This window comes from Catenovulum adriaticum, from assembly GCF_026725475.1.
In the GTDB taxonomy this organism is placed as follows: Bacteria; Pseudomonadota; Gammaproteobacteria; order Enterobacterales; family Alteromonadaceae; genus Catenovulum; species Catenovulum adriaticum.
This window is the reverse complement of sequence record NZ_CP109965.1, coordinates 3,100,108-3,126,898: the sequence shown is the minus strand read 5'-3', so window position 1 is coordinate 3,126,898 and position 26,791 is coordinate 3,100,108. Positions and strand designations below refer to the sequence as shown.

The following is a 26,791-nucleotide window of genomic DNA, read 5'->3' as shown; positions in this document are numbered from 1 at the left end:
GCGATTTAACGCGGCGTGATTAAGCGGTAGGTTATTGGCAGAAGCTTTAAGATCTTTAAAAATAAATTTGATGAGTGCGGGCGAAAATATAAACTAGAAAGCTAACCCGTAAAATAGACAAACGAGTTTAAGCCTAAGCTTAAACTCGAATCTCTGCGCCCCAACCATCTGAGTAACCTTTGTTACTTTCAACACATTGGGTAAAGAGTTCATCAATTGTACTAATGGTCTGGTAGCTTGGAACAGCCGTTAAACTTGCAACTAATTCAACACCGCCACCTGTATCAGGTTTTTGGATCATAACTTCGCTAAATTTTTGGTCGCCTAAGTTAAGTTGCTTAACCAATGGCAAAACCGCTTTAGCGGTGTCTTCAAATTCAAATGCTGCAAAAAAATCAATTTGCATTGGTTGGCTTAAATCTGCGCCTTCTGCTGCCATTTCAGCTAAAATTTGGCCGGTTTCATCGTCTGGGAATTGGCTTGTCATGTTTAATTAGCTCTAAGTTAATCGGGTGTTTAAAAATAATTTTCAATTTTAGCATAGCTATTAAATTTGTTTGAGTGAATTTGGCTGGGACGTACTGCTTATTTTCGTTTTAAAGTGCTTGCAATTTAACCAATTAAATTCTAAAGTTTCAGAAATAATTGAAACTTTGTAGAGCTAAACCAAATGACACCTAAAATTGAATCTTTTGTAATGCACTGTGGCGAGATGGGGAGTCGTTGGGGTTTTAACCGAACGATAGGCCAAATGTGTGGCTTGTTGGTGATTTCAGAGCAGCCTTTAACCGCTAATCAAATATCTGAAAAACTGAATATTTCACGCGGTAATGTCAGCATGGGTATTAAAGAGCTGCAGTCGTGGCGTTTAATTCAAGTGCAGCACAAGCCGGGTGATAGAAAAGAGTATTATTCGCCTGCTGGCAGTATTTGGGATATGGCGATTCGAGTATTTGAAGAGCGTCGAAAACGTGAAGTTGATCCAACTTTGAGCTTGTTACGAGATAATTTATTAGATCAATCTGAGTCAGATGAAGAAGCTTATGCACAACACAAAATGCATGAAATTCATGACCTGCTTGATGCCTTGACTCACTTTGCTTCTGAGCTGCCCAAAATGGGCCCAGAACGCTTAAACAGTTTGATGAAATTAGGCGCAGGCGTGGGTAAGGTGCTGGATATGAAAGATAAATTGTTAAATAACTCAAGTAAATAATAGTCACTGCTTTTTATTTAGGAGCTACTTATGCTGGATACCCTTATATTGTCGCGGATACAGTTTGCTGCCAATATTAGTTTTCATATACTTTTTCCGGCGATTACCATAGCGCTGGGCTGGTTTTTATTTTATTTCAAACTTAGGTTTAACTTAAGCGGTGATCCAATTTGGATGCGAGCTTATCGCTTTTGGGTTAAAGTTTTTGCGCTCACCTTTGCAATTGGTGTTGTGACTGGGATTACCATGTCGTTTCAGTTTGGTACTAATTGGCCCGGCTATATGGAAACCGTGGGTAATATTGCAGGCCCTTTATTAGGGTACGAAGTGCTCACTGCCTTCTTTTTAGAGGCTACCTTTTTGGGCATTATGTTATTTGGCATTAACCGTGTGCCCGCCAAAATACACACCTTAGCCACTTTTATTGTGGCGCTTGGTACCAGTATATCGGCATTTTGGATTTTGTCGCTCAACTCTTGGATGCATACCCCAGCCGGCTACGAGATGATAGATGGCGTGGCACATGTCACCAGTTGGTTAGAGGTTATTTTTAACCCATCTTTTCCTTATCGTTTTAGCCACATGATGGTGGCATCTGGGCTTACTGCTTCTTTTTTAATCGCGGGTATCAGTGCTTATAGAATTTTACGGGGCGATGCAAAGCGCGCACCTAAACTTACTTTAAAAACCGCATTAACCGTTGCCTGTGTGTTAGGCCCGCTGCAAATGATTATTGGTGATATGCATGGGTTAAATACCTTAGAGCATCAACCACAAAAAGTAGCTGCGATGGAAGGTGTTTGGCAAACCGAAAAAAATGTACCTTTGTTACTATTTGCGATTCCAGATGAAGCCGCTAAAAAGAATCATTTTGAATTAAAAATTCCGAATATGGCCAGCTTAATTTTGACTCACAAAATAGATGGCGAAATTAAAGGCTTAAATGAATTTGAAGGTAATCATCCACCTGTAGCACCTGTATTTTGGGGCTTTAGAATTATGGTTGGTTTGGGGCTATTAATGATATTTGTGGCTTGGTTTAGCCGAATTAAGCTTTGGAAAAGTGAACATTTATCACCATGGAATTTAAAAGTATTGTTTGCGATGAGCTTTTCTGGGTGGGTTGCTACATTGGCAGGTTGGTATGTCACCGAAATTGGCAGGCAGCCAGAATTAGTAACGGGTATATTAACCGTAAAAGATGCCGCGACCGATATTGCCCCAGCTAATGTGGGATTATCGCTCAGTTTATATTTGATTGTGTACGCGATATTAATGGTCGCTTATTTACATACCGTATTTTTAATGGCCCGCGGAGCTGTTGAAATCGAAGAAGTGAGTTATGAAGAGGTACGAAAATCCAATATGCAACACGAAAACTCAGATGAGGTGAACCATGTTTAGTGCTGAAACATTAGCGGTGATTTTTGTTGGATTAATGGGACTATCAATTTTTTTATATGCCATTTTAGATGGTTATGACTTAGGGGTAGGTATTTTACTCCCGCTTGAAAACCAGCAGCAAAGTGACAATATGATTGCCTCAATAGGCCCATTTTGGGATGCAAATGAAACTTGGTTAGTGCTAGCCATTGGTGTGTTGTTAATTGCATTTCCAAGTGCGCATAGCTTTATTTTAAAAGAGTTATATATTCCTGTTGCTGTGCTGCTTATTGCCTTAATTTTACGCGGCGTTGCTTTTGATTTTAGGATGAAAGCGGCTTTTAGTCATCGGCCCACTTGGGATAAAGCGTTTAAAGTGGGTTCGTTACTGGCTGCTTTAAGCCAAGGTTACATGTTAGGCATGTATATTATGGGCTTTGAGTATTCATGGCAAAGCACGGCTTTTAGTTTATTAAGCGCAGTTGGGGTTGCCGCTGCGTATAGTTATATTGGCGCTTGTTGGTTAGTGATGAAATCAGAAGGTGAGTTACAAAAAAAAGCGACCAAATGGGCTCGTAAAGCAGGTCGATTTAGTTTTTTAGGCGTACTGGCGGTATCTGTGGTTAATCCTTTAATTAACGCTAGTGTTTATGAACGCTGGTTTAGTTTGCCAAATATGATTTTATTATTGCCTATGCCTGCATTTTGCTTTGTTTTGTTTTTAATTGTAGACCGTTTATTAAAGCGTATGCCGTTTCAAGATGACGTAAGTTGTTGGATTCCGTTTGTTGGCGCTATTATGATCTTTTTCTTGTGTTTTAATGGCTTAGCTTTCAGTTTTTTCCCTGACATAGTACCGGGTAAAATTACCATTTGGCAGGCAGCTGCTGCGCCTGCATCCTTAAGCTTTATTTTATGGGGTGCGTTAGTAGTTATACCTTGTATATTGGCTTACACCTGTTATTCGTATCGGGTATTTTGGGGGAAAACCAAAGAACTTAAGTATTATTAAAATTGTTTGCTAACAAGGTTGCAGAGTCATGAGATATTTTTTTGCTATTGAGCCAAATGCGCAGGCCAAATTAAACATAGATCACTGGCGAAACCAATATTTACCGGCTTTTGATCACCCTGTACCTGTGGGTAATTTTCATATTACGACCGCATTTTTAGGGGAAGTCGAGCAAGATAAATTAGAGGTTATTTGTGAGCATATTGATAAGCAGCATTTGCCTGCACCTTTTTCGTTAACGTTAGATCAGCAAGGCTATTGGTCTAAGCCTAAAGTATATTGGTTAGGCTGCCAGAACGTACCTAAAGGTCTATTAGATTTAGTTAAGTTGACAGAAAAAGCGGGCAAAATAGCAAAAATTAATTTACCTAAAAGGCCGTATATTGCGCATTTAACTTTGGCTCGAAAATGCGCATTTGAACCTGCGAGTGCTTTATTAGCGCCAGAATTTACAACCCCGATTACTGAATTGGGGTTGTATGAATCTATTTCTGGTAAATCAGGCGTTAAATACTTAAAACGATTTAGCTGGACGTTACCAAATAAACGCTAACGCAGAGTCTAAATAACGCCGAGTTTAAATAAAAAGGTAAGCCGGATTTAATACCAGCTCAACCACTCATAATATTAAACATAAAAAGCACTTTACTTAAACTTAGGGTTATTGAAATTCAGGATTATCCAAATTGAGTATCCAAGGCACGCCAAATTGGTCGTTTAACATAGCAAAACGTTTGGCCCAAAAAGTTTCACTGAGTGGCATAACAACATCCGCATTTTGAATTAAAGCGCTGTAAACTCTTTCAATTTCATCTAAATTTTCAAATTGAACACTGACGTTAATGCCTTGTGGCTTTTGGTATTGCTGTGGTGGGCAATCGGATCCCATTAAACTTTGATCGCCAATTGCGATTTGAGCATGCATGATTTTATCATCGAAGCCTTCAGGCACTTCACAGCCGGGAGTCTCTTCGCTTGAATCTGGAGCTTCTGCCCAAGTGATACTAAAAACAATTCTGGCATTAAATATTTTTGTATAAAATTCAAAAGCCTGCTTGCAGTTACCATTAAAATTAATATAGCTAACAAATTGCATGATATTTCCCTTATTTAATTTATTCACTCATTAGGTGAATAAATTATAGTAGGGAAAATAGCTTTTAATTTATTGAGTGGCTAATTAATTTACTTTTCAGATTCATTTAAATTAGACTGCCCAGTTACAGGCTGTATTTGCTCAACTGTTTTTGCAAATAAGGTGCTGAGTTTTTGGGTTTGTTGTTCATTTACTTGTTGCTCAATGAGTTTTTGTTTAAAAACTTGGCTGGGATCTATTTCATCTAAGCTGAGTTTTTCATACTGGCTAAAACCGGCTTGTTTATGTTGGCGTTTACGTCTGACTAATAAAATTTCAACCGGATATTGTTGGCAAATTTGTTCGGCTTGTTTTTGAACGTCTGAATGAAAATCGGCGCTGTCTATTTCAAGATCGAGCCAAGCGATTTGAGTTGAATTTGGGTCTTTAAATTGCGCTTCAAGTTGTAATTCAATTTGAGCTAAATCACCAGTTAAACATACAATAGGTTGAAAATTTGGAATGGGCAAAGTTTCAACTCGGGCAGCTTGGCCGGTAATGAGTTCCACAAAAACTACGGATTTTTCGCGATGTGATTCATCAAAACTCATGGCGATAGGAGAGCCGCTATATCGCCAATGTGGTTTGTCGGCAATGGTTTGAGCTTGGTGAATATGACCCAGTGCTAAATAATCAAAATTAGGAAACTGGCTCGCCGGAAAAGCCTCTAACGTGCCTATGTAAATATCGCGTACAGAATCACTGGTGCTGGCGTTTACCACGGTTAAATGACCTGTACCAATAATGGGTAAATTTTGCCCTAGTTGTTCATTTTTAGTTTGCGCAGCGGCATAAATATTTTGGTAATGCTGGCTAATCGCGTTTAATAAATCAGGCTTTTGTGAGCTTTGTTCTTTGTTTGAATGACTGCTTAATACATCTCTCGGGCGAACAAATGGAATGGCGCAGCATTGAGCCGCAGGTTCGCCCGTTTTATCGATTAAGGTAACTACTTGTTTGTTTGGATTGCTTTGCACGTTGGCAATTAAATGGCTATTTAAGCATGAAAACACATCTTTTGATTCGTTTAGCATAGCAACCGAATCATGATTGCCACCTAACAAAACTAATTGGCAGTGCTGTGCTTGCAATTTTACAACAAACTGGTTAAGTATTTCGCGTGCGTAACTGGGCGGCGCGCCGGTATCAAACAGATCACCAGCGACAATGAGTGCATCTATTTGATGCTGCTCAATTTGTTTTAATAGCCAGTCAAGAAAGGCTTGATGCTCATTTTTACGGCTTTTACCATAAAAATTTTGCCCTAAATGCCAGTCTGAGGTATGCAATAAACGCACAAAATTTCCTTATATTTTATTTTTTAGGGTTTGGTGTATAAACCGGATTTGGGAATGCCGTTACTTTATCACCCAAGCTTGAAATTTTAGCTGTACCTTGTTTTTTTACTTGATCAATTCGCAATATATTATGCATAGGAATATAACTGGTTTCGACTGAATCAAACTCAGATTTGAGCTTTTCTTCGCTGGTGTCCAGCACCAGCGAACTATGGTTGTTCCAAACAAAGTCGCCTATTTCAATAAACCCAAATAAATTGCTGGGCATGAGTTTACGTACATAAAGCTCATATTTTTCGCCGTTGTTAATAAATTGAACTCGGTAAATTGGGTTTTTATCGCTCATGGTATCGGTTTAGTTTGCAAAAAAGAGCGGCATTTTAACACATTAAGTTTGTTTAAATTAAGTCGCCTGAACTTTCATCTAAAGGTTAAGCTTATATTTATTGGTCTTAACACTGCAAATTAGTGACTGAATAAATTAGTATAGGGGGTAACAGGTTTGTAAGAACTGAATTTAGTTAACATCTCAATTTACAACATAATGCAGAGGTTATGATGTCTTTAGTTTATAGCACAGATGGCGGCCGAATTAAGCCAGAAGAAAAGCAGCCAGAAGCCCAAACATTTAGTGACGGTTTTATCCGTATCAGGCGAGAAACCACAGGCCGAAAAGGCAAAGGCGTGATTACCGTAGCTGGTTTGCCGTTAGTTGGAGACGAACTTAAAAAATTGGCGCAAGTGCTAAAAAAGAAATGCGGCACAGGCGGCTCAGTTAAAGATGGCATTATTGAGATTCAAGGCGATAAGCGAGATGTGATTAAAGCCGAACTTGAAAAACAAGGTTATAAAGTTAAATTAGCTGGTGGCTAAAAATTTATCAGCCATAGCAAAGCTACGGCTCTAATGGTTATTAGTAATATAGTGAAATCAAGTTACGTTCAAATGTTTTAATTTCTTTGCTATGACATGCAAATTTTTTTCTCATTTGTGCTATTCCTTTAAGTGCAGATTTACGTAAATCTTTACTGCCTTGATTCGCGAGTAAGCTGGTAATACCACTCATGGTGCCGTGAGGTTTAGTTTTACCAACTTTGTTAAATACATCTGTAAACTCTGGATTTACTTTGTATTTATTAACGGTTGTACCACCATAATAACGAGCTATTTCAACGCCTAATAGATTAGTAAAAACAGTATCAGGTTGGTATCCAGTCACGTAAAATGTTACAGGGGTATTGGATAGGCACTTGGCAAAATGACTATCGTATTCAAACAAATATTTTGCTGCAACTGAGTCTTGTATTTTTACATGACTATATAAATTGATAACAGCGTCAGTCATTGAGTTAGCAAAAGTGCCGGCAAATGCTTTTAAGCCTTTTATTTGAGACGCGCCATAGCTTTGGTTGATTCTTTTTACTAAACTTGCATCGCCTTTATATACAGCATTAAGAAATGTGGCCCCCGCAAGTCCATCAAAAGGGCCACTTACTTCAGGCATGGGTTGATAGTCTGATGAGCTATAAGGTTGCGAATTTGAACGTGTTGGCTTTCTAATCCCTTGTTCTATCTCTTGTTGCTTTTTCTTTTGCCATTTTTTCAAGGCAATTGCATCTCGTTCTTGTTGTATTTGCTTTCCTGCTTGTTTTCTTTGTGCTAACAAATCTGCCGACTGTTGTAATGCCTGCTCATGTTTCTCTTCAATTGATTTTCCAGGCACCTGAAGTGAATCCATTAATAATAATGTTTCTTTATCGGGCGGTGTATAAGTTTTCTCTCTTTGAGAATTAAATAGCGAAACCATATAAGGGCTGGGCTTGGCGCGTTTAAACGCGGCTCTAATCGATTGCTTTATTCGGCTACCTTGTTTAAATTCAAATTTTATGAATTGGCCCTCAGCATCCATCGCAACAGGGGTTCGTAATCGGCTTTTCATACCAACTTGTTCTGGCGTACAGTGGCCTTTTAAATAGGCTATCGATTGTAGAGATGTTTTTCCATTGGTATTTTTTAAATGAACATTGTAAAAACATGACTTTGCTATAGTTAAATAACCTAACATAAAGTTGTAATCATCCAACTGGCCTGTCCATAGTGCAAGCTCAGCTTGAACAAACGCATCATCTATTGCTAATGCTCCTTGCCACGAACCTATAAATTTGTGATTGGGTTGGTCAAAAGATAAATCTTTAGAGAATACTTCGTTTAAAAATGTTTTTCTGGAATGATGAGTATGCAAAAAGCGTTTTGCCGCCAAGGCTAACGATAGTTGTTCATTATGACTTAGATAGGAATTATTTAATTGTTCCATATAGCCTTTTAGGGGTAAATTTCGTTTAATTAAAAGCTGAGTTTCGGTCGCTATTGTTTGTTTTGTCGATGCTCTATCAGGGCGCCAAGTTATTTTCAAAGGCGGGTTTGGCTCGACATCAAAATAGCCCTGCTCAAATAGATTACATGTCTCAGTATGGCGAGTCAGTATTGTTTTTTCGTTTATGGTTTGTTGTGAGTACAAGGTATCAAAACACCTGTTTGTTTCATCGTTTACTTTAATAAAAGCGTCATTTGGCTTTGAAAAACCGTGAGGGAATAAAAAATAAAGCTCAATTGATGTTCCATTGTAAGTAAGTTCAGTTTGTTGAAACAAGGGAGTATCGTCGAATACAGGTGTTAACTTTATCTCTAGTTCCTTTAGCGCTGCGGCGAACTTATCATTTAATTGCTTGGATTTTTGCCGAGTCAGGTGGCTTTTATTCTTGTTGGCACTTGCATGGTTATATCGGGCAAAAACACTTATTTTATTATTCTCTAACAGAGTTAGTTGTGTGTTTTTCAATATGCTTTTGTTCTCACAAGTACTGTGGGTAAAATTGGAGGAGAGTTTTAAATATCTGTTGGCGTTTCTGTTATTTTGTAAAGGTTGTTGGTTTATCTCAAATATACAATTTTCTTTTTCATTATAAATATAGCCGTTTATTTGTCCGGATTCATTTCGTGTTAACTCAATAGCAATCGGGTAATGGGTATCTTTAGAATCATTTGAGTAAACCCACTTCTTAACGCCGTCTATTTCAATATACTCACGTTTTGGTGTGTTTTTCGTGGTGATTAAATCGCCAGACCAGAATCCAATAAATTGATGACCTGATCCTGCCATGTTTTGGGCTAGTTTTTGTGGGTCGCCTAAGGTGTTTATTGCGTTTTGCTGAATTTCGTCTGCATTATTGGTGTTTAACGACATGGTTATACTGTCTTTATCCATCCCTGAACCCGCAATAATATAGCTGTCTTTTGGAAAAGTGGATAAAGGAAATTGGTTTTCTAGTTCATTAGCTTTTAATATCTGAACAGTAACAACGCGTTCTTTGTTTATTGCACTTGGCATAATGACTACTACTGAAGCTGTTTGATTTATCAAATCACCGGCCTCAGAACTTTTAACCAGTATGTTTTTTCCATTTTTGTTACCCTCTACAGTGTAAAGTGGCTGTTTAAGCTGGGAGGTAATTAAAACGCTAGCCATGTGTACTGGCATCATTTTATTACCTCTTTTTTTACTGCTCTGAAGGCTTATGTTTGTTACTTTAAAGTAGGTGGGTAATTTATCGATAATATCAGGTTTGATATCTTCAATTGTAAAAGTTGAAGCAAGTGAATACGATATACTGTAGGGGTTTATAAGTAGAGCTAGGGTAAAACTAATAAAACAACATGCGTTTAAAGTCATAACCCTAGTTAACTCTCGTGTGAGTGAGACAGCAAGATTAAAAAAGCCACGACAATCTGGCTTATTAAATTTTCTTAATAGATGATATGTATGACCACTTAGAAACATGCTTATGCCCCTGTAAAATACAAATAAATGAATGTTGATTCAGTCTTTATGCGTACATCATTTTTGTGAATTTATTATTTTTGTAAACCTGAGATGAGTATTAACTAAAGAGGTCACTGTTTTATTGCATTCATACAACTGCTGCATTAGTGCACCTGGCACGAAAACTCTTTTTTGTAAGTTTACAGTTCAAACAACTGGTTATAATTAAACGATAACTTTTGGTAGATAGCAAGTGTAAAAAATTAGACTTGTTTTAGTTGGAAGGTGTAGAGTTTTGGACGAAGAAACTTGGCTATTGCATTGTGCAGCTTCGCTTTTATTCAAATTTCTGGGTGGTGCTTTACTTGTTGCAACCACCCAAAATTTTAAGTTTTATATTTAAGCGAATGTATTTAATAACCAACCAATTAGCAAAATTTGGGGCACTGTTACTAAAGGTAAAACGAGTGCTATTTTCCAGCTTTTCATCGTGTCTTTAATTGCCATAATTTCAGTATAATCGGTTGATGCACCTGCCATTAAAAAAGTAAAAGCATTGCCCGGTGCACTCGCTCGGGTTACTAAATCGGCTGCGATTGGGGTTGAGCCTTCAGAGCATACTTCAATAATGGTTGCCGCTAATAAAGTCAGCGCTAAGCCGGCCGTTGTTGCACCAAACCAAGTTTCAAATACATCCATAGGCACAAATGCTCGTAGTAAGGCGACCATTACCACGCCAAAAAAGATCCAGCGCATCACCATTTTGCTGCCGTTATAACCGTCTTTTAGCATGTTTTTGTATGCATTAAACGAATGATCAGCATTTTTAAATAAATGTTTTACTTCACTTTTTAACTTATAGCCATCTGGCAAATCTGTTTTATTTGGGTTGTTAGGGACTATGCCTTTCATTTCAAACTGGTCAAAAATAATCCCACTTAACCAAGCTATTAGCATTGAAAAGACAATAAATAACAAGGTTAGTTTAAGCCCAATCAAACCGATTAAAATTAAGGTTAGCGTAAATGAATTCCACGGGCTAGCGATTAAAAAAGCCATTACTTGGCCTAAGCTAGCGCCTCTTTCATACAATTTCATTGCGACCATTAAAATACCATGGTTACATAAATCTAGGGTGACACCAGCTAGTGTGGCTCTAACAATGCCTTGTTTGGTATGGCCTTTACCTAACACTGAAATTATCATTTCACGCGGAATCCGATTAAGCCAGCCAACTAATACTATGCCTAGCAATAATCCCCACCACATGGCGTTAAACATTTCAAATGAAGTACTTGCCATGGTTTCTAACCAATTGGGTAGGGGTAATTGTAGGTCAGTAAAATTAACCAAGTACAAACTATAGGTCGCTACTACAAATACAATTGAGCCAGATAATATCCAGTCAATTGAAAAGCCTTTTGTATTGGGTTCGCAACATGAGCTGGCAGCTGGTTTTGCATTATCGCTCGGACCACAACATGAAGTTGATTGATTTGTTGAAGCTTGGCTGCTTGGCTGGTCACTCGGGCCGCAGCATGAACTTGCGGTTTTTTTTGGTGTGCTTTCTGGTTTACAACAACTACTCATGAGTTATTTCTCCTGAAAAGTCTTCAATTAAATGACAAATGTGATCACCTGTTGGAGAGCAATCTTTTTGTTTTTGCCATTTTTGCATTGCTTGCTTCATTTGCTGATAAGTGGCCTGCATTTGTGCTAGTTTTTGCTCGGTTTCTAGCAGTCGTTGCGCCATAATTTCACGAACTTGTGGACAAGGTGATTCACCGCTTTCAGACTGTTCAATAATGACTTTAATGTCGGCCAGTGAAAAACCAAGCGACTTGGCTTGAAGGATAAAATGCAATCGAGTTTTATCATCCGAGTTAAAAAGCTTATAGCCGTTATTAGGATCGCGAGTGGGTATTAATAAGCCAATTTTTACATAATGGCGTATCGTATCTGGATTAATCTTAAACTGTTTTGCTAATTCAGCGACTGTCATTTTGACCCCCATTTACTCAAACAGGTTTAATTCGATAGGTATGAGTATAAAGCTAGGTGTTACACACAGGTCAAATTTATTTTTAAAAAGCTAAAAGCTTTTTAGTATTTCGGGATCAAATTCGGTTGTATTTAATTGAATATTAAGTTCATCGGCTTTAACGTCTAGCTTGGCTTGCCAAATACTGAGCTCTTCCATGGTGATGGTGTTGTCGTCGAGTTGCCAAAGTTGGCGGCAGCCTTGGTAATAATAATGAAGAACTTGCATCGCGCTGACATCATTTTGATCGGCAGCGGCCCGTACTTTTTTTAGTTTTCGGGTGATCAAGTTAAGCGACTGTTTTAGTCGCCAAACATAATATACTTCGTGCATAAACTCATGATGTTTTATTTTATTAAAGCCAATAAACATGGCGATGCACGTGATAATAACACCGGTTAAATTCCAGTGAAAATGTGTGCCAGATGGGTCTGGAAATAAAGCTATTAATAGCTGTGCTATGCCTAAACTGCCAATTGCTAATAAGGCTATACTGGCAACAATGACTTGGTTTAGGTGTTTTCGGTATCTTGCTTTGTCTATTTTTTTTAGTTGCATATTTATGTCATTATCATTTTTAGCTGCAACCAACATAAACAAAGTTATGTTGGTTGTGAATGTATTATCCTGAATGATTAGTGCTGATGCCCGCCAACGCCATGAGCATGACCGTGCGAGACTTCTTCCGTGGTTGCCGCTCTTACCTCTTTTACCGATAAATCAAAGGTGAGTGTTTTACCGGCTAAAGGCGGATTGGTATCTACTGTGACCATAAACTTACCGCTTTTTATAACCGTCACTTGGCGTTGGCCTTGATCAGTATTAACAATAGCAACCATGCCCGGTTTCCATACTTTGGCACCTTGTAGATGTTTAGCTGGCACACGTTGAATTGCATCATCGTTTTCGTTACGCATGCCGTAAGTTTCTTCCGGTGGTAAAGTAACGGTAAAGCTGTCGCCAGCTTGCTTACCCTCTAAAGATTTTTCGACACCTGGCATCATATTGTTATGGCCATGCAAATAAGCCACAGGGGTGTCGCCTTGGTTGCTTTCTAGTTGTTTACCTTCTTTGTCGGTAATGGTGTAGTTAAATTGAACAACGGTATTTTTTGTAATTTGCATTAATAATTCCTAAATCAAACAGGTTTGAGCTTACTTGCCTTTGGGCTAATTAGGCCATTATAACCGATCTTCCGCACCACTTTTAGGAATAAATTTTCTGGTAATGATAACCTAAGCAATCAATGATCGTGTGATTGCGATCCTCAAGATTAGCAACGATCTCAGTGTCTTGGTTGATATACATGATGGTGACCCCTTGAAAGCATTGGAACACCCAGCGAGCGGTGGGTTTCTGATGGGGTTTGTATTTCATATCCGGGAAGTACTGCTCTTGCTCTACAAGTTGTTTGCGGATCTGATGCTCCAAGGCTGCATATACCATTAAACAGACCGTCATCACCATTAATAACGCTTCTATTCGTTCTGGCTTTTTCAAGAAAATGGCGTTGGTTAAAAAGTCTGGGCTCTTCAGAAAGCGGAAGCCTTTTTCTACTGATTGCTGTGATTTATACGTGCTGAGCATTTTATCCATGGTTAACGCTTCACTCATGTCATTGGTGGCAATGATAAACAACCCCAATTGTTCCAGTGCCGCTTGGCGTCGAGCCAGCGGGGTAAATAAACGCCCTGTAATTTGGTAATCAATCCGTATCGGGTTTTCATTTTTTTTAGGTCGCCCTTTTCCGGCAAATGCGGGGACTTGCTCAACTTGCCCTTCAACATCACAGAGTATTTGTTTCTTTTTCCATTCCTCCAATGACTTTTGTGCATCACCTTCGCAAGCAAATATTTTTTGACTGAGTTGTTTAAAGCTTTTACGTGCTTGCTCTGCTTGTTTGTGCATGCGCTTACTTAACGTATGTGTTTCGCGTTTAGCAGCTTGCTCACTGCGTACTAGCAACCACTTTTGCTTTACGCCACCATATTCACATTCATGAAACACGCCTTCGTAGCCTGAAGATAAAGGCGTAAAACTTAAAGTCGGAGCTAATTTGATGAGCGTTTTAGCTTCTTTGAGTGTTTGAGGGACACGCGTGATAAATAGTTGATTGATTTGCTGTAAATGAGAAAGGGATTCTTGAACATATAAAGCAGCATCCCCCACCAAGTAGCGACAGCGTTGTGCTGCCTTTAAGCTATTCACATGGGCTTTAACTATCTTTTTAAACCCATCCATATCATTGCAGTTGCCACTGGCGGGTTTCATATAAACCGGAATGCCGGATTGATTTTCACAGATGAGGTTTAAAACCACTTGGTTTAAGTCGGGGCGGTGGTCGCGAGAATACCCTTTGGCAATGTGGATAGTATTAACATCATCATCCACATCGTTTGATTGACCATCATAATGGAAGCTAGTGGAGTCTAAATGTAGTGATTCTCCGCCCAGACCAAGGTGACTAACAACCGTTTCGCCGAGATCTTGGTATAAACTGGATACACCAAATTCATACAGCTTGTCTAAACATCGACCTAACGCATCATCATTGATTTGCTCAGCCTTGACGCCTTCACCAATTAAGCGCTCAAGTGGCTTATCTTTAAAGTACTCACTGTACATGTGTAGCGTTCGGCCAGTAAACCCCAAGCCATTTATCACCATAGCCAAAACCAGTTGGCCAAAGCTTAAAGTACGATCGTTTGATTGACCGAGTTTACGGTCAATTAAGTCGACCAATTGGATTTCATGACAAAAACCAGCCACCAAGCCGTGATGTTCAAGTGTTTTAGTAAAAGGGTTAGGCATTGTGATCACCACTCTCAAAAGAGAGTAATAGATCAAGATCTGGGATCTAGGTCAAGTCTTTTTTTAAATAATACGATCAACTGAATAAAAAAACACCAAGATTAATTAAAAACTAGGTGCGGAATGACGGTTATAACAAATTGGGTAAGTTGGTGCTGGTTTGAAGGTGACTAAATACAAAAAAGCCGGTTAATGCTAACCGGCGAATAAGTAAAATATGAGTTTAAAATTAACTTAAACTTTTGTTTTGTTTGCTTTGCGAGCAAGTGTTAAGCCTGCTATTGCAACTAACAACCACGAAAAGGCACCGCCGCCGCCACTGCTTTCTTTTTCAGCCGCTGCTTCAGCCGATTTTACCGATTGATAGGCTGCATCTAATTCATCATATGCGGTATAATAAGCTTCTGCCGCCATATCACGAATTTCAACAATTTTTAGTACAGATTCATTGTTGGTTTCAGCTGTTTGAACATCTACAACATATTGTTCGGCAAGATCTAATTGATTGTCCAGTTCAAGTAAGTTTTTTTCAATTTTCAATACCGCTGCAGACGCAATATCTGCTTTCTCTTGAGATATTTCAGCTGCTTTTGTATATGCCTCTTCGGCTCGTGTTAAATAGCCTTCAGCTGATTCAACAAGCTCATCTATATTTGTTTTGATTTCACTTACTAAATCAATATTATCTTGATAGATTAGGGTATTAGGCGTTGGGTTTATTTCTTGATCTGAATCAGCTGTTACTGTTACTTGGCTAATATAAACTAAGTTATCTTGGTCAACATCTGTTTCAGTATCATAATCACTCAGCGGTAAATTAGTTAAAGCGCCGCCAAAATTGTAGATACTTAGGTCATTGATATCTTCTACAATGTCTATCCCTTCAATCACTTCACCAAATACAGTAAAACCATTAGATTGCAGGTCGAGATTTTCAGAGTTATCCGCTACATTAATAAACCAGCTCGATGTTGCACTGTGCTCTTGGCTGGTTTTAGCCATTGCAATAGTGCCTTTAACGTTTGACCATAAAGGTTCATTTTCAACAACAAAAATATCGGTTTCATCTTCATCGTTTTCATCAATTTGGCGAGCTTCAATTGAATTGACATATTCTTCTTCTTGTTCACCCTGAATGCTCCAAGTGTAAGAGCCAGCTTGAACAATAAAATCTTCAACTGAACGGTGTACGAAAGAGCTATTGTATTTGCCTTCATTAACATAATGCAAAAAATTTTCGACTGTTTTAGGGGTGGTTTCATCATACAAGTTAATGACAATATCGCCCTTGTTAGTTTCTATTTTTACTGTGGTTGCATAACTAGCGCTGCTGGCTGTTGCGATTAATACAGCCAATGCTGGTAGTGTTTTTTTAATATTTAAAATTTTCAATTTATACCTCAATAAAATAAATTTTAAGAACTTTATAACATATTCGAATAAATTCATATATTAGGGTAACAATTAACAACATTTTAGTCAGCTAATGTAATGGCGTTGTCTATGGCTTCTAATTTATCCCTAACGGGAATGGTTAAGTGTGATCTTGCCATATCAATTATGGGTAATGGTTGGTATTCATCTTGTAAAGCCCACTTTGCGTATCGTGTATTGAGCTTTCGGTACTGGACTTTGGCTGAAACATACAGCGGAGATTTTATCCAATAGGGCAGATTGAACTGATATTCAATTACGTCTGATTGCCCTGCTTTAATAACATTAACGGATGCTTTGCCAACCATATTAAATAGATCATGTTTCCAGACAATATCGCCATTTCTGTCAACCGGTAGCGAGCGGTATTGGTAAGCTTTTTTATCTAGGTAGCCTTCATTGTCTAAATAACCGCTTTGGTAAACTAATTCGCCTTGCGCATCTGTTACTTCAAAATTAACCCAAACTTGATTTATGTCGATAGAACCACCTGGAAAATTATGCCCGACACCTGTATTGGCAACAATTATATTAATTTTGGCTTTTTCGCCTTTATAAAAATAATAAGGTTGAATGGCACTGGCTCTTACTGTTTCGTCTAATGGCATTAAATTGCTGGTGGCTGATTTTCGGTGTGGAGGTTCTATGCTAATACGCACTTTATCTTTGCGTAAAAAGTCGATGGTAGCGTTTAAAAAATCTTCATCTTTTGCGAGGAGAGGTAGCATGGTGTTGGCGGCTAAAAACCGATGATCTCTGACCTGACCATTATGATCAGCAGACGGATCATTGGCTGCAACTAAGGGCATATGACAATCCTGACAGCGTTGTTGTTTTTTATGAGCAAATTGAGAGTCATGATTACCTGAAAAAGGGCTTTCAAGCCAAGCACTGTATTCATCTTGCATTTTAACCCAGCCCCAGTCATTTAAATCTTTGTCTATAAATTGTGCGTGACAGCTTGCGCAATATTCAGCGGTAGCCAAAACTGGAGCTGCCATATCTTGTTTGTGTTGTGTTGGATTTTGTTTAATGAGCAGTTTATTTATATTTTGTAACCAAGGATTTGTAGCTGTTTCAAATAAATAAGCCTGATTAATTTCAAACTGGTAACTGGCAACCCCTTTAGTATGCACTAACTGAGTAATGCCATGACAAGACTGACAATTAACGCCCTCTATATTAGCGGGTGAATCATCAATTCCACCGTGGATACCACCTTGAGTTAATTGCCCAGTTAATAAAGCGACTGGCGCGTGGCAACCTTCGCAATAGCGCGTCGCTTCAATCCCTTTATTGCTAGCCAGCAGTTTTACGTTGGTTTCGTAGGTTTTATCTGAAGCCGCTTGTCGATGTGCAGAGGCATACCATTGTTGAGCAATGTCTGCATGGCAAGTCGCGCATTTATCTGTGGTGAGTAAAGCTTTTTCATCAATGAACATTTGTTGGGGTGTTTCTGTTTGGCTGGGCCTGAAAGGATGATCGCCATAATTATATTGGTAATTATCAACGATAGGTTGAGTGCTATAGGCTTGCTCTGTACTGGTTGCTAATAAACCAATTAACAAACAAAAAATAGCGACCGCACAAGTTTGGTAAAAAAGCTGAACGCGTAAACCTGAAATTGTTTTAAAAACTCCAGCGTGTCTTGAGGCTACAAAGCTAAAATAATGACAAATTAAATGTAATACCAGCAAACTAATTGCGGTTAAGCTTAAAATAATATGCCAGTTTAATACCGTTTGATTTTGCTCTGTTACGCCTTGATAAGCCAAGATCAGTCCGGTATAAATCACCGAAAAAATGAGCAGCAGGCTAACCAGCCCAGAGCTAAATACCGCAAATCGCCTAACCCCAATAATACGTTTAATATGGTAATAGCAATAAGGCAGCATAATGACACTTAATAAAATGCTGCTGGTTAAATGTACTAAATTAGCGATTTGAATAAAGCTAAATGCGTCAAATGAAAGCACTTGTGCCAAATAACTATAAATAGCGGATAAACTACTTATCATTAATAAACCAAAACAAATAGCTAAAAATTTTGACTCTTTGAGCAAGTTGGCGGCTTTCATTGAATCGCCTCCTGGTAAGGATTTAATTTGTAGCCGGCTTGAATATAAAAGCCAGCCAACCTTTGCTGTGTAGGTTTAGACCACTCGCCTATTGTATTTAATTTATTTAACTCTAACGCTTGTTCCAGTTGGGTGAATTGAGCTTGGGTTAGAAGCTGATTTAATAAAGCTTCATCTGTTGTTTTAAGTGCTTGTTTTAGCCAGTTTAAGCTGGCTTTGTCTTGAGTAAAATGGGCACTGGCCCAACGATTTTTAAATTCAGCTGGTAAGCGTGTATGCGTGAAAAACGCTGCAGATAATCTGGCCGTAAATAATTTAGCCGCTGTTGTAGGCAGTTTAGCCATATTTTTATATTTTAATAAATAAGCTAATACATGTTGTTGAGCGACTGAATTGGTTTTAGCTATTTGGGTGACTTGCTGTTTAAGCTGAGCTAAATCGGCTTGCTGGCTTAAAAAAATTAACCGACAACTGCTTACAAACGCATTTAAGCTAGCTTCGGCTGTTAACGTATGTGAAATATCAAACTGTTCGCATAAAGGTAATCCTAAATTCAAGATCGAACTTGGGTAATAGCTTAAAATTTGACTGAGTTGTTTTTGTGCATTTGGGCTGAGTTTGGCAAAAACAGCCAAGCTATTTTGATTTTGAGTTTGAGACAAATTCGTCGGGGTCAGTTGATTTAAATAAGCTTGGCTTATTTGTGTTGATAGTTTAATTAATGTATCCGGATTAAGTGGTAAATTTAAAATTTTATTCCATAGTTGATAGGCGTCTGGTTTGGCATTTATTTGATTATGTTTAATTAACAGACGCGCAGCGCTTAAAGCAACTTCAGTATTTTTATTATCAAGTAATACAGGTAATTTTATAGGGGGCAGATAACCTAAATCAGCAGCAATTAAATAAGCTTGCTTAGCTTGACTGCTTTGCAGCTGGTTAAATTTAATATGTGGACTTAACTGGGCTAACCAAGCCTGAGTAACTTTTGGCATTATTACAATATGATCGCTGGCTTGAGTAAAGTTAATCAAGGCGATAAATAAAGCTTGTTGCTTTGATGGTTCACTGATTTGCGAAATAAATGTCGTTAAATTGGCTTGTTTTAAGCGAGTTAATGCAATTAAAGCTTGTTGTATTACTGCTGGCGATTCTGTTGTTAATAACAGGTCTAAAATAGGTTTATTTGCTTCTGTTTGCCTTGTTTTCCCCAAGGCATTGATAAGCCTAGCTTGAACAGGCGCTGATTTTTTCAGTAAGACAGTTAATATAGCGCTGCTCGCATTTTTATGTTCAGCGTGGCCTAAAGCATCGGCAGCACAAATCACAACTTTGTCTTCTGTCCGGTTTAATGCTTTAAACAAGTAAGGAATCGCTTTGTATTTAAATTGGGTGACAGCTTCTTCTTGTTCAAACCAAGTGGCAAAAACTTCGCTGGCTTTACAAAATTGCACAGGTGTTGCCTTTGCTGAAAGGTAGTTTAATAAAGTTGATACGCTTTGTTCAGGTTCTAATTGCTTAATCGCATTAAAACTGGCTTGGTTTAAAATATCAGATTGCACATTTAACCAATTGTGGTAAAGCGCTAAATGTTTAATTTGAGGTTGAGTTGCTATTAAGTTTGCTACTTCAAAAACTTGTGCTGAACTAGCGGTAGATAACAACTGGTTTAGCGCAATTAATTGATTTTGACTAAGTTGAGTTGACTGCAGTGTTCGAATAGCAGTGGCTAAATCTGGCACGTTAAAGGGCAATTGCTTAGGTGTTGGAGTAAACAATACGGGCTGCCATTGGGTATTTTTCCATTGATAAAATTGGTTGGCGGCTAGTTGTTGAGAAAATGCTAATTGGCCATCCGCAGTGAATAATTTTACCTGTACCTGCTGGTAATCGCCCAGTCCAAAATGTAATCTAGGATCGTGGTTGCCAAATAACGTATCTTGTAAATTTATCCCTGTGTTTATTTGTTTGCCATTAGTTTCTAGCTGTAGTTTTGCGGAGTGCCACTTGGCTAAATCTGGTATTTGCAAATTAATCCAATTTAGTGAGTTTGCAGTCGTATTTTGTAGGAGTTGGACAAAATCATTGTTATTGGCAAACAACAAATCTTGCTGACCATCGTTATTAAAATCCAGCCGAATGGCCGTGCGGCTAGACTGAATTAAGTTATCTGAACAGGCACTTAGTTTAAACTGAGGGTATTTTAACTGAGTTTGAATTTTGCGTGCGCACAAATTGTGACTGGCAAGACTAGACTGAGGACTAAATGGGTTAGGTTGATAACTGCCGGTGGCAATCGCAAAATCTGTTAACCCATTATTGTTAAAATCGGCCAGTGCAATGCCCCAGCGGTTAAGGTGTAAATATGAATTGCTATTTAATCCGAGTTGCCAGCCTATATCCTTTGCCTTTTTTTCATTAATATCGATTGCTAAGCTGGCTAAACCTTGGGCACGGCTCATTAATAGTAAGTTTTTTGAATCGTTAATATTTTGCATCGCACTAGCAAAATGGCTATGACTAATATATAGCGGCCATTGATTTTGTGAGACTTGCTTCAATTGACCTTTAGGTATTTGCAAATAAGTTCGGGTAGGTTGTTTAGCAAGATTAAATTCAATTAAATCTAATAAGCCATCCTGATTTAAGTCTAGCCAATTCGCCGCGAGTGTTCGTTCAGCGTATTGATGATTAAAATACTTTCGGGTTTGGTCACTAAACTGAAAATCGCCTTGGTTAATTAGCAATTGGTTTTGAATACCGTCATAAGCCGAGGGATCAAGCTGCCTTAAATGTTGCTCACTAAATCCGGTGGCGTCCTCTAAATTTTTTTGATTTTTTTGATATCGGATTAAATGTGAAAGGTGCAAATCAAACAGCCCATCGTGGTTAATATCAATAATGCTGATATGACTGGTCCATGCGTTTAGCGCAATTTTGCTAAAAGTTGGAATTTGTTCAAATTTAAAGTCACCTATATTTTTAAAAATATAATCTTGATGGGTGCTGGCAATAACCAGATCGGTCAAACCATCGTTGTTTAAATCAAGTGTGCGGCACGCAGTGGTAGATGCAACTAATTCAATGTTTGAGTGTGGCGTTTTATTGACAAAAAAACCATTTTGATTTTTATAAATTTCGATTGCACTGTGTTTGTCCCACCATGATTGACCGCCGTAAAAGCGAGTTTGCCCCCCACCGGTGGTAAAAATTACGTCCATCCAGCCGTCGTTATCAAAATCGGCGACACACGCACCAGCTGATAAACCATCAATTAAATCAGTAATTTTACCTGTATGTTGTTTATGCTGATGCGTTAAGCCTGAAGCTATTGTGGTATCTACAAATTTAAATTCTGGGCTTGTAACATTAATCGGTTTAAGGTTTTCTGAGGCTTTAATTATTTTTTTGTTTGGTATAAAAATGAGTAAAAACAAAAGCAAAATTGTAAAGACTAACACCCAAGCAAACGTATTAAGCACGCTGCGCCTAGGCTTAAATAAAGCATAAAAATAATTTAATGGGCGTTTTTGTTTACACATCTTGACATTTTCCAAGAATGTTTAATAAAAGTTAATTAAGTTAAATAAAAGTTTAATTGATAATCTGGAAATTGTCGTCTAAACCTTATAAATCTTCACTCGCAAATATTCAATTACGCTAGCTTAAGTTCCCGTAAATGAAGCTTTGCAATTTAGTTTAGTCGTGTGTCAGTTTTGATTGTCTTTATGAGTCAAGCAAAACTCTCCGATATTTACTGGATTGTTTAACCTAGTATAGGTACAGATGTGTCATGTAGTTTGCCGTTTAAACTATATCTCGTTACCCAGCTTAACTGTAATCAAAATATAGCCTTGTAGGCTCATAATTTGATTCAGAGCAGACCATTTTGTTGTTATCGGATCTCTTTCAAATAACTAACCTAAAAGGTTTTTGAAAACGGTTGGGAGAGCAAAATGTGGTGCAAAAAACAAATATCTAAGTGCTTGGTAGCAAGTTCGTTAATATTGCCACTGCTTTTTTTATCTGCGTGTAGCAAAAATGATGATTCAAAACCCAAGCCACCAGACAATCGTCCACCCATAGTTAACATTCAGGGCAATGCCAGTTATTTTGAATTTGAGCAAATTGCTTTAACGGCTGTCGCAACGGATCCTGACGGTGATAGTATTACAAAATATCAGTGGTCAGTGGTAAAAGGCGATGACATTACATTGTCAAACACAACGACCAATGCTGTTTCCTTTACCGCGCCAGATGTAATGGCTGAATTGGATGTGACTATTAAAGTGATGGTTACTGACTTTGCGGGCTTATCTGCGAGCAATCAATTTAACTTTGTGATTAAACCTCAGCCCATTAATTTAACCTTAACTGGCGTGGTGACAGATGAACCCATAGCAAATGCCAGTGTAACGGCAATGATTGGTGAACAAAGCTTTAATGCGACGACAGATAATAATGGGGTTTATTCATTAGCCTTATCTGTGGCTCAGCAATTTACTGATCAGCTTGTTAAGTTAATTGCAACTGGCCACCCTGACACCCATCCTAATGTTAAGTTTGTTTCTCAGCTACCTTCATTTGCCACGTTAAAAGCACAAGCTGGTGACAATGAGATGTTATCTGCCGAAGATAATTTTTCTTTAAATGTAACTAATGTCACTACCGCAGAAGCGGCTTTGCTCGAAATAGTCAAAGCCGGAGAGCCGATTTCTGATGAAGCTGAGCTTAATCAATTATTAACTAATTTAAATGTGCAAACCAAACTCAGATTAGCCACTTTGGTGAAAATAGTGGTGGATAATCAAGATTATAATTTGCCTGATGGGGTGAGCGATACTTTAGCTTTATTAACCGATAGCGCTGCAAGTCAGGCCTTTGACGATTTTATTGTGAGTCAAAATGCGGATTTAATTGAACAAACCTTAAATAGCATTTTAGAGGATGAAAATTTAATAAAAATTGGCGGTGAAAACCAAGATTTTGACAAAGACGGGGTATTAGATACGCTAGATGCATTTCCGTTTGATCCAACAGAAAGTGTTGATACCGACATGGATGGCATTGGTAATAATGCCGATACTGACGATGATGGCGATACTGTAGCCGATGCAGATGATGCATTTCCGTTAGATAAAGATGAATCGCTTGATACAGATATGGACGGTGTGGGTAATAACGCAGATACCGATGATGACGGCGATACTGTAGCCGATGCCGATGATGCATTTCCGTTAGATAAAGATGAATCGCTTGATACAGATATGGACGGCGTGGGTAATAACGCAGATACCGATGATGACGGCGATACTGTAGCCGATGCCGATGATGCATTTCCGTTAGATAAAGATGAATCGCTTGATACTGATATGGATGGCGTTGGCAATAATGCTGATACTGATGATGATGGCGATTCAATTTTAGATGATGAGGATGGTTTTCCACTTATCTCAATTGGCGATTTAATTGATACCGACATGGATGGTATTCCGGACGACTGTAACCAAGCTTGCCTAGATTTAGGGTTGCAGGCTGATGATGATGACAATGGAAATGGTATTCCTGATGATGAAGAGCTTGAAGTTGAGGTCGCGGTTAATATCACTTCGCCCGAGTCATTATTAACTGTCGGTACATCACCCATCACAGTTACCGGTACAGTGGCACCTGCAAACGCTATTATAAAATTAAACGGTGTTGAGGTGAGTAATACCGCTGGCAGTTTTAGTGCTCAAGTAAGTTTAGACGAAGGGCTTAATACCATAGAAGCCAGAGCCAATGTAGGTGACTTTATACAAAGTGATACCATTTCAGTTTCTTTAGATAAAACACCCCCTTATTTAACTATTGATTCTCATAAAGACGGCGCAACCGTTTATACCGATACTATAACGGTGACTGGCTTAGTTAATGATATTGTTCGCGGCACTATTGAACAAAACCAAGCCAATGTGAGTGTTAATGGGAATACTGCCAACATTCAAAATCGAAGTTATGCAGCAACCGAAATTAGCCTTGATGAAGGTGAAAATACCATCACAGTGTCAGGGGCGGATCAGGTGGGCAATACTGCTAACCTGAGCATTAAACTGATATACGAAAAACTACTTGGTAAACGAGTTGAATTAAGTGCAGGCCAAAATCAAAGCGCGATTATTAATGAAGAGCTGGATGCGCCATTACAAGTTGTAGTATTGGATGATAATGATGCTCCGGTTGAAGATGCAACCGTTGTATTTAGGGTAAACCAAGGCTCAGGTGTAGTTGGTTCAGGTACAGATACTCAAGGCCGCGCTGTAGCTATCAACAGTGACGAAAATGGGCTGGCCAGCACTCGTTTTAAACTGGGTGCCAGAACCGGTGTTAATAACCATAAAGTAACGGCTGCCGTTGTTGGGTATGTCAGTCAGGTTCAATTCAGTGCCTCAGCCAATGGTCAAATTGGCAATAAATTAAGTGTTAATTCTGGCAACAATCAAAGAGGTGGGGTAGGTCAAGTTTTGCCTGAAACGTTTGTCGTTGTGGTAACCGATGCTGGCGCAAATGTTGTGCCTAACGCCCGAGTCAAATTTGAAGTTAAAGTTGGTGATGGCAGCTTTAGCAATGATGAAACCATCATTGCTAAAACAACAGACTCAGATGGCAGAGCATCCGCTTCATTTAAATTAGGAAAATTAACAGGCATAGATGCACAGCGTGTATTAGCGACTTTGATTGATGCACCTACCGGCCAAACTATTACCGCGGGTTTTAGTGCCACTGCTTTTGTACCTGCAGATCCTGGGTCGACAACTATTAGTGGTGTGGTGCTGGATAATCAAGAAAAACCGATTCCGGGAGTCACTGTTAGAGTAGAAGGTAGCACTCGGGAAGCCAAAGCCGATGAATCTGGGCAATTTAAAATTACCGAAGCTCCAGTGGGCCCAGTTCATTTAATTGCAGATGGCTCAACCGCTGAGGTTGAAGGCGAGTTTCCTTCGCTGAGCTATAACTTAGTAACAGTATCAGGTGTCGATAACCCGCTATCTGCTCCTATCTACATGGTTAAACTCAATACTGACAATGCAGTATACGCTGGGCCAGAAGATGCAGTGCTTGAGTTAGATGCATATCCGGGCTTTAAATTGGAAATTGCAAAAGATTCAGTCACCTTTCCGGATGGAGCAAGAGAAGGCTTTATTTCAGTCACGCCGGTTAATTCAGGCACTGTGCCTATGGCACCGCCTAATGGTATGCAACCTCAATTTATTGTCACCATTCAACCTACGGGGACTAAATTTGACCCTCCAGCGCGTTTAACCTTGCCTAATGTTGATGCGCATGAACCCGGTGCGCAAGTTGAAATGTATTCATTTGATCATGATTTGGAAGAATTTGTTGCCATAGGGTTAGGCTCGGTTAGCGAAGATGGCACTTTGGTTGTCTCTAATCCGGGGGTTGGGGTAATTAAAGCAGGTTGGCATTGTGGCTCACAACCGGGCGGTCAAAGCTGTGCGCATAATTGCCCTATTTGTCAGGACTGTGATGGAGACTGTAATTGTGTGCCAGCCGGTGGCGATCCCAGATTAGCCAGCATGAATGAAACAGGTGATTGTAAAAAGCCAGAGTGTCAGGATGGCAGCGCTGTACAAGTAAACGATGATTCAGATGCACCAGCAGATGAAGAAAAAGGCGATTGTAAATCAATTCAATGTGTTGATGGTACGCCAACCGAAATGGCAGATGAAGGCGACGAAACTAAATGTACTACCTGTGGCCCAGATGGCCCAGAGCCTAAACCAGATGGTCATGTGCCAGATGATGATAAATGCATTATTTGTAAAGACGGTAAAGAAACTAAAAAACCTGACAATGAATTAGGCGGCACCACAGTTGCTTTTAACGGCGTTAAAAACTTTATCTCAGACGTTAACCTAGTTTTAGATTTCTTAGGTGCAGATAAAAAAATACCTGAAGTATCACTTGAGTTAAGTAACAGCAAAAAAGAAGTTTGCTGCACTCAGAAAAATGGCGCGATGACGCTGGAAGAAAAAGATGCAGGTTCGGTTGTGTTCCCAAGCTGGGATTATGCATGGACGCCTACTATTCCGCCGTGGTCGGGTGATTACACCTTTAAGGTTTTTGGTAAAAAAATAGGAGTGACTTATGGCATTCGATTTACCGTGAGTTTTGGCGGTAAATTTACTATTAGCCGAACAAAACGAGAGTGTCAGGAAGATAATTGTTGGGGTGGTGACGTAACAGGTGAAATGGGCGTTGGTGGTGGTCCGTTTGGTAGTGTGCCAAACCCTGCGTCTTACGGTACTGAGTGTGGCCCAGATAACGACCCCAGACCTTGTGATTTAATTAGAATACAAGGCACTTTAAAAACTGGCATTAATATTCAAGCGGGTGTCGATTGCGAAAAAGTATCCGGCAAAATTGGCCACAATGGGGTCACGCTTAATGCTGAAGTTATTGTTGCAGAAGGCTCTTGGGTTGAAATTGGGGCGTCAGAGTCTTGGGTATTAGTGAATTCGGCTGACATTACGTTAATTAATATTCCGTTGCCAAATTAAGG

General features: G+C 39.0%; 19 protein-coding genes. 6 read left to right on the top strand and 13 right to left on the bottom strand.

The features are described 5' to 3' along the window. Positions 1-139 precede the first annotated feature (139 nt). Positions 140-487: a ribonuclease E inhibitor RraB gene (locus tag OLW01_RS13700; RefSeq protein ID WP_268074482.1), complete on the bottom strand. Its 348-nt coding sequence runs from the start codon at positions 485-487 to the stop codon at positions 140-142. A gap of 183 nt (positions 488-670) precedes the next feature. Between OLW01_RS13700 and OLW01_RS13695 the strand changes: the two genes are divergently transcribed. Genes OLW01_RS13695 through thpR form a run of 4 tightly spaced genes read left to right on the top strand, consistent with a single transcriptional unit; the run spans position 671 to position 4,164 of the window. Further along, positions 671-1,216, top strand: a complete 546-nt coding sequence (locus OLW01_RS13695) for a GbsR/MarR family transcriptional regulator (protein WP_268074481.1) — start codon at positions 671-673, stop codon at positions 1,214-1,216. Between the two features lie 30 nt (positions 1,217-1,246). Next, positions 1,247-2,620 carry a cytochrome ubiquinol oxidase subunit I gene (locus OLW01_RS13690; RefSeq protein ID WP_268074480.1) on the top strand — a complete coding sequence of 458 codons (1,374 nt, stop codon included), beginning with the start codon at positions 1,247-1,249 and terminating at the stop codon, positions 2,618-2,620. Further along, positions 2,613-3,611: a cytochrome d ubiquinol oxidase subunit II gene (gene cydB / locus OLW01_RS13685; RefSeq protein WP_268074479.1), complete on the top strand. Its 999-nt coding sequence runs from the start codon at positions 2,613-2,615 to the stop codon at positions 3,609-3,611. The genes OLW01_RS13690 and cydB overlap by 8 nt, the downstream gene beginning before the upstream one ends. Before the next feature lie 28 nt (positions 3,612-3,639). Next, positions 3,640-4,164, top strand: a complete 525-nt coding sequence (gene thpR, locus OLW01_RS13680) for an RNA 2',3'-cyclic phosphodiesterase (protein WP_268074478.1) — start codon at positions 3,640-3,642, stop codon at positions 4,162-4,164. A 108-nt stretch (positions 4,165-4,272) separates the two neighbouring features. Here the strand turns inward: thpR and OLW01_RS13675 are convergent, their stop codons facing one another. The 3 genes from OLW01_RS13675 to OLW01_RS13665 all read right to left on the bottom strand — a co-directional run bounded on the left by OLW01_RS13675 (position 4,273) and on the right by OLW01_RS13665 (position 6,390). After that, a complete protein-coding gene (locus tag OLW01_RS13675) occupies positions 4,273-4,707 on the bottom strand; it encodes a VOC family protein (protein WP_268074477.1) in 435 nt (144 codons plus the stop codon). A gap of 89 nt (positions 4,708-4,796) precedes the next feature. Then, positions 4,797-6,044, bottom strand: a complete 1,248-nt coding sequence (sbcD, locus tag OLW01_RS13670; RefSeq protein ID WP_268074476.1) for an exonuclease subunit SbcD — start codon at positions 6,042-6,044, stop codon at positions 4,797-4,799. A gap of 16 nt (positions 6,045-6,060) precedes the next feature. After that, on the bottom strand, positions 6,061-6,390 hold the full coding sequence (locus tag OLW01_RS13665; protein ID WP_268074475.1) for a DUF1820 family protein: 330 nt from the start codon (positions 6,388-6,390) through the stop codon (positions 6,061-6,063). A 212-nt stretch (positions 6,391-6,602) separates the two neighbouring features. On the opposite strand from OLW01_RS13665, the gene yciH reads away from it, so the two are divergent. Continuing rightward, a complete protein-coding gene (yciH, locus tag OLW01_RS13660; RefSeq protein WP_268076240.1) occupies positions 6,603-6,917 on the top strand; it encodes a stress response translation initiation inhibitor YciH in 315 nt (104 codons plus the stop codon). 40 nt (positions 6,918-6,957) lie between these two features. Here yciH and OLW01_RS13655 read toward each other — a convergent pair whose 3' ends face one another. The 9 genes from OLW01_RS13655 to OLW01_RS13615 form a co-directional block, all read right to left on the bottom strand. Beyond that, the gene (locus OLW01_RS13655; protein WP_268074473.1) at positions 6,958-9,585 is read right to left on the bottom strand and encodes a hypothetical protein; all 2,628 of its coding nucleotides are present in this window, start codon (positions 9,583-9,585) and stop codon (positions 6,958-6,960) included. 678 nt (positions 9,586-10,263) lie between these two features. Further along, entirely contained in the window at positions 10,264-11,454 is a 1,191-nt protein-coding gene (locus OLW01_RS13650) for a permease (RefSeq protein ID WP_268074472.1), read from the bottom strand. Further along, positions 11,447-11,866 (bottom strand): MerR family transcriptional regulator, encoded by a 420-nt coding sequence (locus OLW01_RS13645; protein ID WP_268074471.1) that lies wholly within the window; start codon positions 11,864-11,866, stop codon positions 11,447-11,449. The genes OLW01_RS13650 and OLW01_RS13645 overlap by 8 nt, the downstream gene beginning before the upstream one ends. A 90-nt stretch (positions 11,867-11,956) precedes the next feature. Continuing rightward, positions 11,957-12,463, bottom strand: coding sequence for a DUF3087 domain-containing protein (locus tag OLW01_RS13640; protein ID WP_268074470.1), 507 nt, complete (start codon positions 12,461-12,463; stop codon positions 11,957-11,959). Positions 12,464-12,540: 77 nt separating this feature from the next. Beyond that, positions 12,541-13,029, bottom strand: a complete 489-nt coding sequence (locus OLW01_RS13635; protein WP_268074469.1) for an FKBP-type peptidyl-prolyl cis-trans isomerase — start codon at positions 13,027-13,029, stop codon at positions 12,541-12,543. Between the two features lie 82 nt (positions 13,030-13,111). Continuing rightward, positions 13,112-14,722 (bottom strand): IS1634 family transposase, encoded by a 1,611-nt coding sequence (locus OLW01_RS13630; protein ID WP_428980190.1) that lies wholly within the window; start codon positions 14,720-14,722, stop codon positions 13,112-13,114. Between the two features lie 228 nt (positions 14,723-14,950). Continuing rightward, positions 14,951-16,108: a peptidylprolyl isomerase gene (locus OLW01_RS13625; protein WP_268074467.1), complete on the bottom strand. Its 1,158-nt coding sequence runs from the start codon at positions 16,106-16,108 to the stop codon at positions 14,951-14,953. A gap of 83 nt (positions 16,109-16,191) precedes the next feature. Further along, the gene (locus tag OLW01_RS13620) at positions 16,192-18,228 is read right to left on the bottom strand and encodes a multiheme c-type cytochrome (protein WP_268074466.1); all 2,037 of its coding nucleotides are present in this window, start codon (positions 18,226-18,228) and stop codon (positions 16,192-16,194) included. Continuing rightward, a complete protein-coding gene (locus OLW01_RS13615; RefSeq protein ID WP_268074465.1) occupies positions 18,225-21,770 on the bottom strand; it encodes an FG-GAP-like repeat-containing protein in 3,546 nt (1,181 codons plus the stop codon). The genes OLW01_RS13620 and OLW01_RS13615 overlap by 4 nt, the downstream gene beginning before the upstream one ends. A 414-nt stretch (positions 21,771-22,184) precedes the next feature. Here OLW01_RS13615 and OLW01_RS13610 point away from each other — a divergent pair, with 414 nt between their 5' ends. Then, positions 22,185-26,789: a carboxypeptidase-like regulatory domain-containing protein gene (locus OLW01_RS13610; RefSeq protein WP_268074464.1), complete on the top strand. Its 4,605-nt coding sequence runs from the start codon at positions 22,185-22,187 to the stop codon at positions 26,787-26,789. Positions 26,790-26,791: the final 2 nt, after the last annotated feature.

Excerpts from the sequence above, each read along its gene's own strand:
- OLW01_RS13700 (WP_268074482.1), bottom strand. The coding sequence starts at position 487 with ATGACAAGCCAATTCCCAGACGATGAAACCGGCCAAATTTTAGCTGAA.
- OLW01_RS13695 (WP_268074481.1), top strand. The coding sequence starts at position 671 with ATGACACCTAAAATTGAATCTTTTGTAATGCACTGTGGCGAGATGGGG.
- OLW01_RS13690 (WP_268074480.1), top strand. The coding sequence starts at position 1,247 with ATGCTGGATACCCTTATATTGTCGCGGATACAGTTTGCTGCCAATATT.
- cydB (WP_268074479.1), top strand. The coding sequence starts at position 2,613 with ATGTTTAGTGCTGAAACATTAGCGGTGATTTTTGTTGGATTAATGGGA.
- thpR (WP_268074478.1), top strand. The coding sequence starts at position 3,640 with ATGAGATATTTTTTTGCTATTGAGCCAAATGCGCAGGCCAAATTAAAC.
- OLW01_RS13675 (WP_268074477.1), bottom strand. The coding sequence starts at position 4,707 with ATGCAATTTGTTAGCTATATTAATTTTAATGGTAACTGCAAGCAGGCT.
- OLW01_RS13665 (WP_268074475.1), bottom strand. The coding sequence starts at position 6,390 with ATGAGCGATAAAAACCCAATTTACCGAGTTCAATTTATTAACAACGGC.
- yciH (WP_268076240.1), top strand. The coding sequence starts at position 6,603 with ATGTCTTTAGTTTATAGCACAGATGGCGGCCGAATTAAGCCAGAAGAA.
- OLW01_RS13655 (WP_268074473.1), bottom strand. The coding sequence starts at position 9,585 with ATGATGCCAGTACACATGGCTAGCGTTTTAATTACCTCCCAGCTTAAA.
- OLW01_RS13650 (WP_268074472.1), bottom strand. The coding sequence starts at position 11,454 with ATGAGTAGTTGTTGTAAACCAGAAAGCACACCAAAAAAAACCGCAAGT.
- OLW01_RS13645 (WP_268074471.1), bottom strand. The coding sequence starts at position 11,866 with ATGACAGTCGCTGAATTAGCAAAACAGTTTAAGATTAATCCAGATACG.
- OLW01_RS13640 (WP_268074470.1), bottom strand. The coding sequence starts at position 12,463 with ATGCAACTAAAAAAAATAGACAAAGCAAGATACCGAAAACACCTAAAC.
- OLW01_RS13635 (WP_268074469.1), bottom strand. The coding sequence starts at position 13,029 with ATGCAAATTACAAAAAATACCGTTGTTCAATTTAACTACACCATTACC.
- OLW01_RS13620 (WP_268074466.1), bottom strand. The coding sequence starts at position 18,228 with ATGAAAGCCGCCAACTTGCTCAAAGAGTCAAAATTTTTAGCTATTTGT.
- OLW01_RS13615 (WP_268074465.1), bottom strand. The coding sequence starts at position 21,770 with ATGTGTAAACAAAAACGCCCATTAAATTATTTTTATGCTTTATTTAAG.
- OLW01_RS13610 (WP_268074464.1), top strand. The coding sequence starts at position 22,185 with ATGTGGTGCAAAAAACAAATATCTAAGTGCTTGGTAGCAAGTTCGTTA.